Source organism: Streptomyces sp. CNH287, assembly GCF_000424825.1.
This window is the reverse complement of sequence record NZ_AUKQ01000013.1, coordinates 219,153-233,450: the sequence shown is the minus strand read 5'-3', so window position 1 is coordinate 233,450 and position 14,298 is coordinate 219,153. Positions and strand designations below refer to the sequence as shown.

Here is a 14,298-nt window from a genome sequence, read left to right as displayed (position 1 = left end):
CGCCTGATCGGCCTCGTAGTGGGCTACTCGGTCGATCGGGCAACGCAGCGGATGGGCGTGCCAGGGCGGCGAGCGGGGTGAACCTTGCCTGACGCGGCACTAGGCACCGCCTCCCGCACCCCCGCACCCGCCGCACCCCCGTCCCCGCACGCCGACCGCCCGCCCGCCCGCCGCAGACCGGGCGGTCGGGCGGTCGGGCGTCCGGCGGGTGCGTGCCAGGTGGCGGGAGTGCGACAGGCTTGTTGCCTGTTGGACCGAATCTGTACCTGCGGCTGCCCGGGGTGCGAGACTGATGGTGTCCGCCCCATCACCCCTTGGAGCCGGTATGTGCGCCATGATGCGGCCCAGCGGCGAGCCCCCGCTGCGGAGCTATCTCGACCAGCCGCAGAACGGGCCGACCGCGCTGCGCATCGTGCTCGGCGCCCGGCTCCGGCGGCTGCGCCAGCAGCACGGCATCACCCGCCACGACGCGGGTGCGGCCATCCGGGGCTCACACGCGAAGATAAGCCGTCTGGAGCTGGGCCAGGTGGGCTCCAAGGAGCGCGACCTGGCCGACCTGCTCACGCTCTACCAGGTCCTGGACCCCACCGAGCGGGCCGACTTCTTCGCCCTCGCCCGGCGGGCCAACGAGCCGGGCTGGTGGCACCAGTACAACGACGTCATCGAGGAGTTCTTCGAGCTGCACATCGGCCTGGAAGAGGCGGCCTCGCTCATCCGGACCTACGAAGTGCAGTTCCTGCCGGGCCTGTTGCAGACCGAGCGGTACGCGTACGCCGTCACCCGCCTCGGCTACCCCAACGCCCGCCCCCACCAGCTCGACCGCCTGGTCGAGGTGCGCATGCGCCGCCAGCTGCTGCTGGACCGGGACGAGCCGCCCACCTTGTGGGCCGTACTGGACGAGGCCGTGCTGCGCCGGTCCTTCGGCGGCGCCGCCGCCATGCGGGCCCAACTCGAACACCTGCTCCAGGTCTCGGAGAAGCAGAACGTGACGCTTCAGGTAGCCCCGTTCAGCGCCAGCGCGGCGGCGGCGGGCACGCCGATCACCATCCTGCGGTTCAGCGAGCCGACGCTGCCCGACAAGGTCTACCTCGAACAGCTCACCAGCGCGGTGTACCTGGACAAGGAGAGCGAGATCGACCAGTACTCGCTGATCATGACGCGGCTCGGCGCGGAGGCGTACACGCCGGAGCAGACCCGGGAGTTCATCCAGGGTCTGCTGAAGTAGCGCGGCAGCGGGCTCGGTTCGGGCGCGGCAGCGGGATCAGGCCGTCAGGGCACTGAGGGCGTCGCCGAGGAACTTCGCGCCGAGCAGGACCAGCACCACCGTCATGATCGCGCTGTTGTGCGCGGCCATCCACGCCCGCCATGACTCCAGCACACCCGCCGCGCGGGCGCCGCCGAGCAGGTAGACGCCCAGCGGCAGGAGGGTGCACACCGAGGCGATCAGCACGAACAGCGCGACGGCGAGCGTGCGGCCCGCGGCCGAGCCGGAGCTGCCCGCGATGGAGAGCGCGCCGCCGACGACCAGCACGAGGTTCTTCGGGTTCAGCACCGAGAGGGCGACGGCCAGCGCGGCGGACCGTCCGGGCGTGAACGTGTCGATCGCCGCCATCCAGCCGGGCAGCGGCGCCTCCCCGGCTCCCGCGTCCCCGTCCGTCGCGTCCCCGCCGGTGCGCGGGCGTCCGCGCCACTGGCGCAGCCCGAGCAGCACGAACAGCACGCCCGCGCCGAACTTGACCCAGGACACCCAGTCCGCCGGCGCGTCCTCACCGCGCGCGTCGGCGCCCGCGCCCAGCAGGACCACGGCGGTGCTCAGGAGCCCGACGGACAAGAGCCAGGCGAGGGTGAAGGCGGTGCCGTTCGCCCGCCCCCTGGGGGTGGACAGCATCAGGACCACGGCGATCACGGGCAGCGGGCTCAAGGCGACCCCGACAGCCGAGGCGAGCATCTGACCGACGGCGTCACCCACGAGGCCTCCTTCGGGCGGTCCCTCCGGCAGGACCCCTCCGATCCTGGCCACGCCCCCGGCGGCGCCGCAACCGGACCGCCCGCGCGCGGTGGGCCGGCCCGCACGTCGCACGCGCGGCTGCCGGGCCTCGCGCGGGGCGCGTACCGCCGGTGCGGCCCTGGCGGTGCCCGGCGCCGTCAGCCGTCAGCCGTCAGCCGTCAGCCGTCCGCCGTCCGCCGTCAGCGAAGAGGTGGCGGATGACCGTACGGGCCAGGGCCCCGGCCTCGCCGCCCGGTGCGGCGGGCAGCGCGCCGCTGATCCACAGGGCGGCGAACCCGTGGACCATCGACCAGGCGGCCAGCTCGGCCTGCTCCCGCTCACCGGCGACCGGGGGCGAGGGCAGGGTCGAGAGGCCGGCGGCCAGCGCCCGGTCCGCCCGTCCGCGCGCGGCGACGACCCGCTCGTCCCCGGGGTGGTAGAGCCCGGGCTGGAACATCACCTCGAAGTGGGCGCGGTGGCCGACGGCGAAGCGCACGTAGGCCACCCCCGCCTCGGTCATCCCCGCACCGGCCCCCGGGTCCGCCTCCGCGCGCGCGATCGCCTCGGTGAGGGCGTCCGCGAGCAGCTCGTAGCCCTGCGCGGCGAGCGCGGTGAGCAGGCCCGTCTTGTCTCCGAAGTGGTGGGCGGGTGCGGCGTGCGAGACGCCCGCGCGGCGGGCCAGGTCGCGCAGACTCAGCGCGGCGGGTCCGTGCTGCTCGATCGCCTCGACGGCCGCGCCCAGGACGGCGGTCCGCAGGTTTCCGTGGTGGTAAGGGCGGGTGGTCATGGCGCCACTCTATCTTGTCATTGACAAGATGTACCTCGGATGGTGAACTTGTCAGTGACAAGTTCACTCTCTGGAGGTGCTCCCCGTGGAACCTCTCATCGCACTCGTCGTCGGCTTCGTGGCCGCCCGGCTCTCCGGGCTGGCGGGCGTGGGCGCGCTCGACGGCTGGCAGCCGTCGCTGTGCGCCGGGCTGGCGCTGATGTTCCTGGTCACCGGCGGCGCGCACTTCGCCCCGAAGATGCGCGCGGACATGATCGGGATGGTCCCGCCGGCCCTGCCCCGCCCGGACCTGCTGGTCACGGCCACCGGCGTACTGGAGCTCGCCGGTGCGGCCGGGCTGCTGATCCCGGCCACGAGCCGGTGGGCGGCGGCCTGCCTCGGACTGCTCATGATCGCCATGTACCCGGCGAACTACTCCGCGGCCAAGCGACAGGTGGCCCAGGGCGACCCGATCGTGATGCGTACGGCGCTCCAACTCCTGTTCATCGGCGCCACGGCACTCGTCCTGGTCTGACCGGCCCCGAACGGGCCGCACGGAATGCGGCGGTACACACCATGCGCCACATTTGACCCATGGACCCATGGACCCGCTCGCGCACCCGGAGGCACCGATGACGACCCTCACGGTCTGGAAGTTCGACACCCCCGAAGCCGCCGAGCAGGTGGAGTCCACCCTGCTGTCGCTCCAGAAGCAGGAACTGATCAAGGTGGACGACGCGGCGGTCGTCAGCTGGCCGGAGGGGCATCACAAGCCCAAGACCAAGCAGCTTCGCAACCTGGTCGGGGCGGGCGCGCTTTCCGGCACCTTCTGGGGCATGCTCTTCGGCCTGCTCTTCCTGGTGCCCCTGCTCGGCGCCGCGGTCGGGGCCGCCGCCGGGGCGCTGGGCGGCAGGCTCACCGACATCGGCATCGACGACGACTTCATCGACCAGGTGAAGCGGGAGGTCACCCCGGGTACGTCGGCCCTCTTCCTGCTCTCCCGCGACGCCGTCACCGACCGGGTCCGCGCGGCCTTCCCCGAGACCGGGAACTTCGAGCTGGTGCACAGCAACCTCGACGACGACAGCGAGGCGAACCTGCGCAAGGTGTTCGCCGGCTGACCCTTTCGCCCGGGACCGGCGCATGGTCAGTGGCCCGGTCCGGTCGTACGGCCAGGTCACACGGCTGGGTCGTGCACGGATCGCGCACGGGCTTCCGTGCGCTCCCGGCGTACGCCCCGAACGGCCGAATTCGTACGCGTTGGCACGTCCGGACCAGGTACTAATGGATGAAGTCGGCACGGGGGTGGACACCGAGCGCGAACAGGGGCCACATTGATCCGGGTTTTATTGGTGCACGACACGTGGCTGATGCGGTCCGCGCTGACCGCACTGCTGAGAGACGAGAGCGGCATCGAGGTCGCCGCATCCTGCTGGGGCAAGGCGTCCGGGCGCGCACAATCGTTTCGGCCGCACGTCTGCGTCGTGGACGGCGACACGCAGGGGGCGGCGGAGTTACCGGTCCGGCAGGGCTGCGCCCTGCTCGTGCTGGCCACCGCCAACCGGCCCGGCGTGCTGCGCCGCGCCGCCGAGGCCCGCGCACTGGGCTTCGTGAACAAGGACGCACCTCCCGCCCAACTCCTCCAGGCCATAAAGCTGGTGGCGGCGGGCGAGCGCTACATCGACACCTCGCTCGCCTTCGACTTCCTCCAGGCCGCCGACATGCCGCTGACGGCCCGTGAGCTGAGCGTCCTGACCCTCGCCGCCGAGGGCGCGTCCGTCCCGGAGATAGCGGGCGCACTGCACCTGAGCAGGGGGACGGTGCGCAACTACATGGCGGCGATCAACCGCAAGACCGGCGCGCGCAACCGCGTCGACGCCATCCGCATCTCGCAGGGCGCGGGCTGGGTCTGAGGACTGCCCGGTGGATGGCGGGCGGCTCCGGTCACAGGCGCTCGGCGTGCCAGCGGCCGACCAGATCGCGGTAGAGCGCGGAGGACTCGAGCAGTTCCTCATGGGTGCCGCAGGCGGCACGCGCGCCGTCCAGTACGAGAATCCGGTCCGCACGGCGTGCCGAACTGATCCGGTGTGCCACCACGACCAGCGTCCCCGGCCGTTCGGCGAAGGCCCGCTCCGCACGGGCCTCGGCCGCCGGGTCGAGATGGCAGGTCGCCTCATCCAGCAGCACCAGCCGCGCGGGCGAGAGGTGCGCCCGGCAGAGCGCGACGAGTTGGCGTTCGCCGTGCGACAGGGACGCGGGGTCCACCGGCATGTCGAGGCCGCCCAGCGCGTACGCCAGCCGGGACAGGCCCACCGCCTCCGCCGACGCCTCCACGGCAGCCGTCGCCGCCCCGTCCGGGCACAGGTAGAGCAGGTTCTCGCGCAGCGTGCCGGAGAAGACGTACGCCTGCTGCGGGATGAGCACCCGCTGCCGGGATGCCTCCGGAGACACCCGCACCCGTGCACCGTCCACCCGCACCTCGCCGCGTACGGGTTCGAGGAGGCCCGCGACCAGGCTTGTCAGGGTGGACTTGCCGATGCCGCTCGGGCCCGCCACGACGAGGTGCTCACCGGGCTCGACGACGAGGTCGAGACCGTCCAGCACCGGACGGGCGGCCGGCCCGTAGGCGAAGGTCACCGCACGCAACTCGACCCGCGCGCCTGCGGGTTCCCGCCGTGCGACGGCCGCAGGGGCGGGCTCTGCCGCGAACGCCGGCGCCGGGTCCGGTCCCGCCAGCAGCCGGTCGAGCACCACGAGCAGCCGCGTGCCCGCCGCCCCCAGCGCATTCATCAGCGCGTGCAGCGCGGGCAGCAGCGACTGCGTCAGATAGGTCAGCGCGCCCAGCAGCACCCCGGCCGTGACGCCCTGGCGCAGCAGCCAGGGTGCCAGCAACAGCAGCAGAAGCACCGGCAGTTGGCCCGCGACACCGAGCGCCACGGTACGGGCCGCCGCCCACCGGGCCAGCGCGCGGGCCGCCCGCGTCTCCTCCTCGATCAGGGCGTGCGCCTGCGCCGCCGTACGCTGCTGCGCGCCGCAGGCGACCACGTCCCGCAGGCCCTCGGCCACCGCGCCGAAGTGCGCCGCCAACGCCTCGTCGGCGGCCAGGAACTCGCGCTGGCGGGCCGCCATCGGCACCAGCGTGGCCAGGAAGAGCAGCAGTCCGAGCACCAGCGGCGGCACCACGATCAGCAGCAACTGCGGCGCCAGCGCGGTGAGTCCCAGCAGCGCACCGGCGGAGGTGAAGACGAACGAACGGGCGACCAGGACGAGTCCGGCGAAGCTGTCCCTGGCGATCTCGGTCTGGTGGGTCAGCCGGGAGACGACGGCACTGTCCGCCGCCCGCGCCGGGTCGGCCACCGCGTCGGCCAGCGCGCGCGAGACGACCCTGCGCACCAGGCCGTCCCGCAGCGGTTCGACCAGCCCGGCCAGCCCCCGGAAGACGCCGCCCCCCGCGAACCCGCCGACCACGACCGCCAGCGCGGCCACGCCCAGCCACGCCAGCCCGGTGCCCGTACGACCCGCCAGGAAGCCGCGGTCCAGGGCCATCGCGACGCCGTAGCCGCCCAGGAAGGTGTGCGCGGACTCCAGCAGCGACCAGCCGCCGAGCGCGAGCAGCACCCGTCGGCGGCGGCCCAGGAAGCGCAGCGCCGAGGGCAGCAGACGGTCGCCGGTCATCGCCACGGGGCGCCCGCCGTCCCCTCGTGGTCGAACACCGCCCGGTACGCCGGGTCCTCCCACAGCAGCGCGTGCGGCCCGACCGCGCGCACCCGTCCGCCGTCCAGCCACGCGACGAGGTCGGCGCGGGCGGCGGCGGAGACGCGGTGGGCGATCAGCAGCCGGGTGCCGGGGCGTACGTCGTGCGCCAGCGCGCGGCCGACGTGCAGTTCGGTGACGCTGTCCAGGCTGGAGGTGGCGTCGTCGAGTACGAGCAGCCGGCCCGCGTGCGCGAACGCCCGTGCCAGGCCGAGGCGTTGCAACTCGCCGCCGGAGAGCGGCGCGTCGGCGAGCGGGGTCCGCGGACCCTGGGGCAGCAGCGCGACGAAGGTGTCCGCCCCGGCCGCGTGTGCGGCGGCGCCCACCTCCCGGCCGGTGGGCGCGTACGGTCCGAAGGCCATGGCCGCGCCGACGGTGTCCCCGAAGAGGGCCGGGCGTTCGAAGGCGTAGCCGACCTCGCGGCGCAGTTCGGCCGCGTCCAGGTCCGGCAGCGGCACGCCGTCCAGCAGGACGCAGCCCTCGTCGGGGTCGGTCAGGCGTCCGGCGACGGCGGCGAGCAGCGACTTGCCCGCGCCGGAGCGCCCCACCACCGCCATCGTCGTACCGCCGGGGACCACCAGGTCGATGCCGTGCAGCGCGGTCTCGCCGCCTCTGCGCACCGTCACCGCGCGCAGCTCCAGCCGTCCGGGGCCGTCGGCGGGGAGGGTGCGGGCGCCGTGCCCGACCCTCGGCAGGGCGAGGAGTTCGGCACCGCGGCGGGCGGCGGAGCGGCTGCGTACCAGGGAGTTGAGGACGCCGAGCACGCCGCCGAGACCGGCCGCGAGCGCCGCGTAGCGGGAGGCGGCGAGCAGTTCGCCGACGGACAGGCCGCCGCTCGCCAGCCGTACGCCGCCCACGGCGAGCACGGCGGTGGTCAGCAGCGGCACCAGGATGGTGCTGCCGACGACGGCGCGGCCGTAGACGTGCCACATCCGCCGTCCCTGGGCGTCGAGTTCGGGGAGCGGCTCCAGCACGCGGCGGCGTTCGCGGGCCGCGCTGCCGGCGGCGGCGATGGTGCGGGCGCCGCCCAGGGCCTCGACGAGCCGGGTCGCGATCTCCGCCTGGACCTGCTGGTAGCGGGAGACGCTGTCCGCGGAGCCGCGTGCGAAGGCGCGCAACAGGAGTGCCAGCAGGGGGAGTCCGGTGACGAAGACCAGGGCCAGCCACAGGTCGGTCAGCGCGAGGGCGACCAGTCCGCCGAGCGGGGTCAGCAGCGCGGCGAGGCCGGTGGCGGCGGTGGTCGGGGCGGTGCCGGTCTCGGCGGCGTTGCCGGTCAGCCGGGTCACCAGGTCGCCCGGGGTGAAGCGGTCGGCGGCGCGGTGCGGCGCGGTGGCCAGCAGGTGTTCGATGCCGCGACGGCGCAGCCAGGCGGTGGTACGGGCGGTGGTGGTGCCGCCGGTCAGCGCGACCAGGGCGTCGAGGGCGACTTCGGCGCAGAGCAGGACGGCGCACAGGGTGACGGCGGCGGCCAGGCCGGTGGCGGGGCCGGTGTGCCCGGCGCCTCCGGTGCCTCCGGTGCCTCCGGTGCCTCCGGCGTCGGCGAGGACCAGGTCGAGGGCGTGGCCGAGCGCGGCGGGCAGCAGCACGGCGGCCACGGCGGAGGCGGTGTTCAGCAGGCAGAGGGCCGCGGTGCGGGCGCGGCTGTGGCGGAGGGCCCCGGTCAGCACCCGGCGGGCGTCGGGGGCGGAGTCGGGGCCGGGGGCGGACTCCTCGGCCATGCGGTCGTGGTCCCCCTCCCTCGGCGGTGCGGTGCGGTGCGGCGGTGCGGTGCGGTGCGCCGGTGCGGCGGCCCCGGACCGAGTCGTCTGCCCGGGGCCGCCGCTACCGCACAATCAGTTACAGGTGGTGATGCTCAGGCTGCTGTCACCGCAGAGCAGCAGGCTCGCGCGGCTACCGCCGCCGCCGGTCAGCTCGCCAGAGACCTCGGTCTTCGGGGTTTCCATCGTCTGCAGGTCGAGAAGAGTCATGGTGGTTTCCTTCCATCTGATGGGGACTGTTTCGTGCTGTTCTTCTTCGGTGTTTCTCGTTCGGCCCCCGCGAGGGGACCGGCTTCAGGGCCGCCGCCGTGGCGGCGGCGGGAGGAAGGGCAGCTGCGCGGGCCGCCCCTCGGGGCTGGTGTGCAGCGCGCTGCCCAGTGCGAGCAGGCACCCGGCGGTACCGGTGCTCAGGTCCATGGAGAGACGCATCATCTGCTCGCCCGCGAAGGCCAGTTCGCCCCGGTAGGGCACGGCCCCCCAGGAGAGCGAGTCGATCTGGCGGCGGACGTCGGCCGCGTACGTGCCGGGGCCGCCGGCCGTGGTGCGGCTCAGGTGCAGCACCATGCCCGCCGCGCCCCGGAAGAGTCCGGGCTGCGCGTAGAACCGCGCCTGCGCGGCCCGTACGATCTCGCCCCGCGCCCGTTCGAACTCCTCGTCCGGGCGGTGTGCGAGGTAGTCGTCGAGCAGCATGCCGATGCCGACGCTGCCCGCGCCGAGGTAGGGCATCGTCCGCCACCCCTCGTCCACCTGAAGGGCGCCGCCGACTCCGCGCACGCAGCGGGCCAGGTCACGGCGGAGGGCGTCGGCGGCGAGGTCCAGCAGGGCCGCGTCGCCCGTGCGCTCGTACAGGCGCAGGAAGAGCAGTGCCGTACCGGTGGCGCCGTGGAGCAGTCCGGTCCGGCGGGTGCGGTGTCCGACCGCCGGGGTTCCGGCGTCCTCGCCTGCCGCGTGCGCCCGGTCCGCCACGATCCGGGCGCAGCGCAGCGCAGCGTCGTGCAGGGCCCGTTCACCGGTGGTGGCGGCCAGCGAATCGAGAGCCAGGCCGATCCCGGCGAGTCCTGCGTGCAGCTCGGAGGAGATCTCGTGCCAGCTCTGCGAGACGACCAACTCGGCTAGTTCGAGGGCCCGTTCACGGTGGCCGAGACGCTCCAGCACCCAGGCGACGCCGGAGAGGCCGTCGTACAGACCCGAAGGGCTGCCGGAGCCGGGGGACTTGGTGCGCAACAGCAGCCACTCCTCGGCCGCGTAGCAGCGCGGTGCACCGGTCTCCTCCAGCGCGTACAGCACCCCGGCCGCGCCGTACGCGAGGCTGGTGCCGCCGCCGACGACGCCGAAGGCGGCGATGTCGCCGGGGAAGAACCGGTCCTCGCGCTGCGGTGTCGCGGAGGCCAGCAGGGCGCGGGCCATCGAGTCGCGGCTCGCGGGCCAGTCGGCCAGCCGCACGGGGAGGTAGCCGTCCACCGGGCGTCCCGGCACGGAGCGGGCCTCGGCACCCGGCGCCGCACCGGCGCCGGCGCTGTCACCCGAACCGGCACCGGCACCGGCACCAGCACCAGCACCCGCCCGGAGGATCTCGTCGACGGCCTCCGCGAGGAACGCGGGCGGTACGGGGAACTGCTCGGCGGCGAGCGCGGCCAGATGCACGGCCTTCGCACGGTCCACCGCGAACAGGCTGGTCAGCGGCAGGAAGAGGGCCAGCCGCAGGCAGGCGAGCGCGTACCGGTCGACGTCGGCGCCACGGCGGTCGGCCGGGGCGACAAACCCCGGATTGGCGATCACCTGGCGGCTGCCGGGCTCGTCCACCGAGGCGGCCTCGAAGTCGAGCAGCACCACCGCGGACTCGTCCTCGGTCATCATGATGTTGAACAGGTGCAGGTCGTGGAAGACCACCCCCCGCGCGTGAACCGCCGCGACGGCCTCCTCGACCAGCCCGTGCACGCGGAGCGCCCAGGCCGTGTAGTCGGCCAGCTGCTCCGGGGTGGGATCGGCCTCGATCAGCGGGTGGCGGTGCGCGAAGAAGCTGTTCAGCGGGCGGCCCTCGATGAACTCCAGGGCCAGGAAGCTGTGCTCGCCGACGGTGAACCAGTCGTGCACCTCGGGCGTGCATCCCAGCCCCGACAGCCGCCGCAGCGCGTCCCGTTCGCGGGTCAGCCGGGTCACGGCGTCGGCCCCGTCCGCCCCGAGCCCGGCGTGCGGCCGGGCCTCCTTCAGCACCACGCGGGTGTCCGTACGCAGATCCCGGCCGGTGTAGACGCCGCCGCCGTTGGAGAAGTGCAGCGCCTGTTCGATCCGGTACGGGAGGTCGGCGACGGTGGTGGCGGCGCGCGCGGCCAGGTGGGGTGCGAGGAAGTCGGGGAGGGTGACCCACTCGGGCAGGTGGAAGGCGGGCTCCCGCCGGTCGGGGACCAGCTTTCCGGCCGCGTCCTCGACGGCGGGGCACAGCTCGCCGCGCTCGTCGTGGCAGTGGCGTTCGGTGAAGCTGCCGTACCGCAGGTAGACCGGGCCCTCGCCCCAGCGCAGGTCGCTCAGGATGTACGGGCCGGGCTCGCCGCGCAGCAGTTCGTCCAGCTCCCGGGCGAGGACGCCGCACTGCTCCTCGTTCTCCGGGTAGACGGTGAGGAACTTCCCGCTGGCGGCGCGGTCCGCGTACTTGGCGTTGCGGGTGTGCAGCAGGTAGCGGCTCGGCATGCACTTGAAGGCGACGCCGCGCGGCACGCAGTGGTCCCAGACGCGGGCGAGGATCTTCTCCGCGTTGTCCAGGCAGGCGGAGACGTGGATCTTCCAGCCCTGACTGGGGAGTTCGCGGTCGAGGGGGCGGAAGGCCAGCCAGTCGCCAGAGGTGTGGCGCTGCCATCCCTGCGGCAACTCGCGGGAGAGCGTGGGCCAGTGAGCGGTGCCGTCGCTGCTGCCCGGGCCGTCGCCGTTCGCGCCGTCGCCGTTCGGGGAGCGCCGGTGGGGCGCGTCGTAGAACTGCCGGTCGGCGTCGCAGAAGACGGCGTATCCCTTGTCCACTCCCACTCCACTCCCTCGGACGTGTGACGCCATGACGCTGTCACGCGGAGGGAGGGGGAAACAGTCGTGCTTGTCATGAAAGGGGCATGCGGAATGCACGCCTTCGCCTGGGCGGCCCCCCGTCCGGCGTACGGAGGGCCGCCCGGCGGTCAGCCGACCGGGACGGCGTCCCGGAAGGGGATGCTGGAGAGCGTGAAGGGGAGCGCCTCCGGCGGCAGACCCGCCACCCAGCGGTTGTACTGGCTGTTGACGACGACGATGCGGTCGCCCGCGACCGACGCCGAGCTGGGATGGCGGAAGCCGCCGGGCGGGATGATCCGGGCGGTGTAGCGGCCCCGGGACAGGTCGGCGGACATGCTGAGCACCGCGACCTGCGGCGTGAGGCCCGGCGTCTCGTTGATGTTGCCCTGCACCACGTGCAGCCGGTCCTGGTACCAGACGAGCCCGTCTCCGTTGTGCAGCAGGTGCCCGCCCAGGTCGACCTCGCGCACCGTGCCGTTGAAGCGGTTGATGCGCCACAGCTGACCGGTGTTGCTGTTGACGGTCAGCAGGTAACGCCCCACGCACAGAATGCCGTTGAGGTTGTGCTGGCCCTCCACCCAGTCGACTGGCGTGGTCGTCAGATCGAGCCAGCGCTCCAGCGTCGCGTGCGGGCCGGGGCGGGAGAGCCGGTAGATGACGGGCCGGAAGGAGTCGGTGGCGTAGGCGGTGCCCTCCGGGGCGACGCTGATCTCGTTGATGAACCCGCCCTCCACACCTTTCAGTTGGGCGATCCGGGCGCCGGTGGCGGTGTCGTACACGCGCAAGGTGCCGGTGCTCGCGCCGCCCACGTACAGGCGGCCCATGCGGTCGACGGCCAGGCCGGAGGTGACGCTGCGGCCGTCGGTGCCGTCCGGTGACCAGGGGCGCAGTTCGGGCTCGGTGAGGTGGCCGCGGAAGAGGGTGCCGTCGTCGGCGCTGCCGACGTAGAGGTGGCCGGTGCGCGGGTCGTGGACGCTGCCGGTGGGGAACGCGCGGTCGCCGGGGACGACGTAGTGGTCCAGCGGTCCCGGCGCGGTGCCCCCGCGCGCCGCGGCCGAGGCGGACCGGGCCGCGGCGGGGGCGGCCGTGACGGCGGCGGCAGCGGTGACGGCCGTGGCGGCCGTGGCGGCCAGCACCGCGCGCCGGGACAGGGGTCGTTGCGTCATCGTGGGCTCCTCGCCAGTGGTGCGGGTCCGGGCGGTTGCTTCGGGCACCATGCTCAACCGGCAGGACCCGCCCTGCGATCGCTCCGCCGTGCCGGGGTACGGGCGTTCCCTGGTACCGGCAGGACCACCCTGGCAGGCGCGCGAGGGAGCAGGATGGCCCTATGAACCGGCGTACCGACATCGGGGACTTCCTGCGCTCCCGCCGCGCCCTGCTCACCCCCGGGGACGTCGGCCTCGCCCCCGGCGGCGGCCCCCGGCGGGTGCCCGGCCTGCGCCGCGAGGAGCTGGCGTACCTGGCGGGGATCAGCGTCGAGTACTACGTACGGCTGGAGCAGGGGCGCAACCCGGGTGTCTCGGACGCCGTACTGGACTCGGTCGCCCGCGTGCTGCGCCTGGACGCGGACGAGCGCAGCCACCTGCACCGCATCGCCCGGACCGCCGCCGCGCACCGGCCGGCCGCACGACCGCGCCGCGAACGGCCCCAGCAGGCCAGACCGGGCCTGCGGCAACTGCTCCTGGCCATCGGCGACACCCCGGCGTTCGTCTTCGGACGGCGGATGGACATCCTCGCTTGGAACCCGCTCGCCGGCGCCCTGATCACCGACTTCGACGCACTGGCACCGCACCAACGCAACCTCGCGCGGCTCGTGTTGCTGGACGAACGGGTCGTCCGGCTCTATCCGGACCGTGAGTTCGTGGCCCGGGACACCGTGGGGCACCTGCGCCTCGACGCCGGACGCAACCCGGACGATCCGGAGCTGGCCGCGCTGGTCGGCGAACTGTCCCTGAAGAGCGAGGAGTTCCGCAGGCACTGGTCGATCCACACCGTCCGGCGCAAGTCGCACGGCTGCAAGCGCTTCGCGCATCCGGTGGTCGGCGCCATGACGCTCCAGTACGAGACGCTGCGGCTGCCGGACGAATCCGACCAGTTCCTGACCGTCTACACGGCCACACCCGGGTCGGCGGACGAGCAGAGCCTGCGCATCCTGACCAGCTGGCAGGCGCGCGGCACCCCGGCGAAGCCTCCGGGCACCCGCACGGCAGCGGAGGGGGCGGAGCCCTGACGCGCCGGCGCCGCGTTCGACCCGCAGCCCGGACGACGCGCCGCACCGACGCACCGACGCACCGACGCACCGACCGAGGTTCCGGCGAGCGCGAGCGCATAGGGTTTTGGCCATGGTTGACGACTGGCGATCGGACCGGATCGGGAGTGCGCTGCGGGGCGAGAACCCGGGCGTGCTGCGGCGCCTGGACACAGGCTTCGCGGTCATCGGCGATGTCCAGTTCCTGCCTGGCTACTCGGTGCTCCTGGTGGACGATCCGAAGGTGCAGAGACTCTCGGATCTCCACAAGGCCAGGCGGCTGTCGTTCCTGTCCGACATGGACAGACTCGGCGAGGCGGTCGAGCGCGCGTCCCGGCGCTTGGACACAGCCTTCCGGAGGATCAACCTGGAGATCCTGGGCAACACTGACGGGTTCCTGCATGCGCACGTGTGGCCGCGCTTCGAGTGGGAAGCGGCCCACTTGGTCGGCAAGCCCGTGTGGCTCTACCCAGGCGGCAACTGGACCGACGAACGGTTCGCACTCGGCCCGCAGCACGACCCGCTACGCAAAGCCATCGGGGACGAGTTGGACCGGCTGCGCCCGGCTACCTGACGGCGGCTGACTCCGGGCCGGGAGTGCGGCACATGCGGCCGAGCCGTCTGCCTCCTGGACGAGGGCGCGCGGCGGAACATCGGCGGCGACGGCGGTGCCATGCGGCGACCGTACGGGAAGAGCGCGGAGCTGTCGGGACTGCGCAACGCGACGGTGCGGGTCACCCCCTCCGCGGCCCCG

At 73.8% G+C, this 14,298-nt stretch carries 13 protein-coding genes; 6 read left to right on the top strand and 7 right to left on the bottom strand.

All coding sequences use genetic code 11. The features are described from left to right. The first annotated feature begins 325 nt into the window (after positions 1-325). Complete coding sequence (locus H299_RS0115060) at positions 326-1,225, top strand: Scr1 family TA system antitoxin-like transcriptional regulator (RefSeq protein ID WP_027749084.1); 900 nt, start codon at positions 326-328, stop codon at positions 1,223-1,225. A 36-nt stretch (positions 1,226-1,261) separates the two neighbouring features. Here H299_RS0115060 and H299_RS0115055 read toward each other — a convergent pair whose 3' ends face one another. Both H299_RS0115055 and H299_RS0115050 read right to left on the bottom strand, forming a co-directional pair. Continuing rightward, positions 1,262-1,969 (bottom strand): GAP family protein, encoded by a 708-nt coding sequence (locus H299_RS0115055; RefSeq protein ID WP_027749083.1) that lies wholly within the window; start codon positions 1,967-1,969, stop codon positions 1,262-1,264. 190 nt (positions 1,970-2,159) lie between these two features. After that, a complete protein-coding gene (locus H299_RS0115050) occupies positions 2,160-2,774 on the bottom strand; it encodes a TetR/AcrR family transcriptional regulator (protein ID WP_027749082.1) in 615 nt (204 codons plus the stop codon). 85 nt (positions 2,775-2,859) lie between these two features. Between H299_RS0115050 and H299_RS0115045 the strand changes: the two genes are divergently transcribed. From H299_RS0115045 to H299_RS0115035, 3 genes are all read left to right on the top strand, one after another. Continuing rightward, a complete protein-coding gene (locus H299_RS0115045) occupies positions 2,860-3,288 on the top strand; it encodes a DoxX family protein (RefSeq protein WP_027749081.1) in 429 nt (142 codons plus the stop codon). A 97-nt stretch (positions 3,289-3,385) separates the two neighbouring features. Next, positions 3,386-3,874 carry a DUF1269 domain-containing protein gene (locus H299_RS0115040; RefSeq protein WP_027749080.1) on the top strand — a complete coding sequence of 163 codons (489 nt, stop codon included), beginning with the start codon at positions 3,386-3,388 and terminating at the stop codon, positions 3,872-3,874. A 249-nt stretch (positions 3,875-4,123) separates the two neighbouring features. Next, entirely contained in the window at positions 4,124-4,666 is a 543-nt protein-coding gene (locus H299_RS0115035; protein ID WP_037759151.1) for a response regulator transcription factor, read from the top strand. A gap of 31 nt (positions 4,667-4,697) precedes the next feature. Here the strand turns inward: H299_RS0115035 and H299_RS0115030 are convergent, their stop codons facing one another. The 5 genes from H299_RS0115030 to H299_RS34290 form a co-directional block, all read right to left on the bottom strand. Continuing rightward, a complete protein-coding gene (locus H299_RS0115030; RefSeq protein ID WP_051262498.1) occupies positions 4,698-6,428 on the bottom strand; it encodes an ATP-binding cassette domain-containing protein in 1,731 nt (576 codons plus the stop codon). Next, positions 6,425-8,224, bottom strand: a complete 1,800-nt coding sequence (locus H299_RS0115025) for an ABC transporter ATP-binding protein (protein ID WP_027749077.1) — start codon at positions 8,222-8,224, stop codon at positions 6,425-6,427. Before H299_RS0115025 ends, H299_RS0115030 begins: the two co-directional genes overlap by 4 nt. Positions 8,225-8,338: 114 nt before the next feature. Beyond that, positions 8,339-8,473 carry a SapB/AmfS family lanthipeptide gene (locus H299_RS0115020; protein WP_027749076.1) on the bottom strand — a complete coding sequence of 45 codons (135 nt, stop codon included), beginning with the start codon at positions 8,471-8,473 and terminating at the stop codon, positions 8,339-8,341. 84 nt (positions 8,474-8,557) lie between these two features. Then, positions 8,558-11,275, bottom strand: coding sequence for a class III lanthionine synthetase LanKC (gene lanKC / locus H299_RS0115015; RefSeq protein WP_027749075.1), 2,718 nt, complete (start codon positions 11,273-11,275; stop codon positions 8,558-8,560). A 149-nt stretch (positions 11,276-11,424) separates the two neighbouring features. Further along, positions 11,425-12,462, bottom strand: coding sequence for a hypothetical protein (locus tag H299_RS34290; RefSeq protein WP_051262488.1), 1,038 nt, complete (start codon positions 12,460-12,462; stop codon positions 11,425-11,427). A 161-nt stretch (positions 12,463-12,623) separates the two neighbouring features. On the opposite strand from H299_RS34290, the gene H299_RS34285 reads away from it, so the two are divergent. Both H299_RS34285 and H299_RS0115000 read left to right on the top strand, forming a co-directional pair. Further along, the gene (locus tag H299_RS34285) at positions 12,624-13,526 is read left to right on the top strand and encodes an MmyB family transcriptional regulator (protein ID WP_051262487.1); all 903 of its coding nucleotides are present in this window, start codon (positions 12,624-12,626) and stop codon (positions 13,524-13,526) included. 112 nt (positions 13,527-13,638) lie between these two features. Beyond that, positions 13,639-14,118: a diadenosine tetraphosphate hydrolase gene (locus H299_RS0115000; RefSeq protein ID WP_027749074.1), complete on the top strand. Its 480-nt coding sequence runs from the start codon at positions 13,639-13,641 to the stop codon at positions 14,116-14,118. Positions 14,119-14,298: the final 180 nt, after the last annotated feature.

Bases quoted from the DNA above. Each gene is read 5' to 3' on its own strand.
- H299_RS0115060 (WP_027749084.1), top strand. From the start codon at position 326: ATGTGCGCCATGATGCGGCCCAGCGGCGAGCCCCCGCTGCGGAGCTAT.
- H299_RS0115050 (WP_027749082.1), bottom strand. From the start codon at position 2,774: ATGACCACCCGCCCTTACCACCACGGAAACCTGCGGACCGCCGTCCTG.
- H299_RS0115040 (WP_027749080.1), top strand. From the start codon at position 3,386: ATGACGACCCTCACGGTCTGGAAGTTCGACACCCCCGAAGCCGCCGAG.
- H299_RS0115035 (WP_037759151.1), top strand. From the start codon at position 4,124: ATGCGGTCCGCGCTGACCGCACTGCTGAGAGACGAGAGCGGCATCGAG.
- H299_RS0115030 (WP_051262498.1), bottom strand. From the start codon at position 6,428: ATGACCGGCGACCGTCTGCTGCCCTCGGCGCTGCGCTTCCTGGGCCGC.
- H299_RS0115025 (WP_027749077.1), bottom strand. From the start codon at position 8,224: ATGGCCGAGGAGTCCGCCCCCGGCCCCGACTCCGCCCCCGACGCCCGC.
- H299_RS0115020 (WP_027749076.1), bottom strand. From the start codon at position 8,473: ATGACTCTTCTCGACCTGCAGACGATGGAAACCCCGAAGACCGAGGTC.
- H299_RS34290 (WP_051262488.1), bottom strand. From the start codon at position 12,462: ATGACGCAACGACCCCTGTCCCGGCGCGCGGTGCTGGCCGCCACGGCC.
- H299_RS34285 (WP_051262487.1), top strand. From the start codon at position 12,624: ATGAACCGGCGTACCGACATCGGGGACTTCCTGCGCTCCCGCCGCGCC.
- H299_RS0115000 (WP_027749074.1), top strand. From the start codon at position 13,639: ATGGTTGACGACTGGCGATCGGACCGGATCGGGAGTGCGCTGCGGGGC.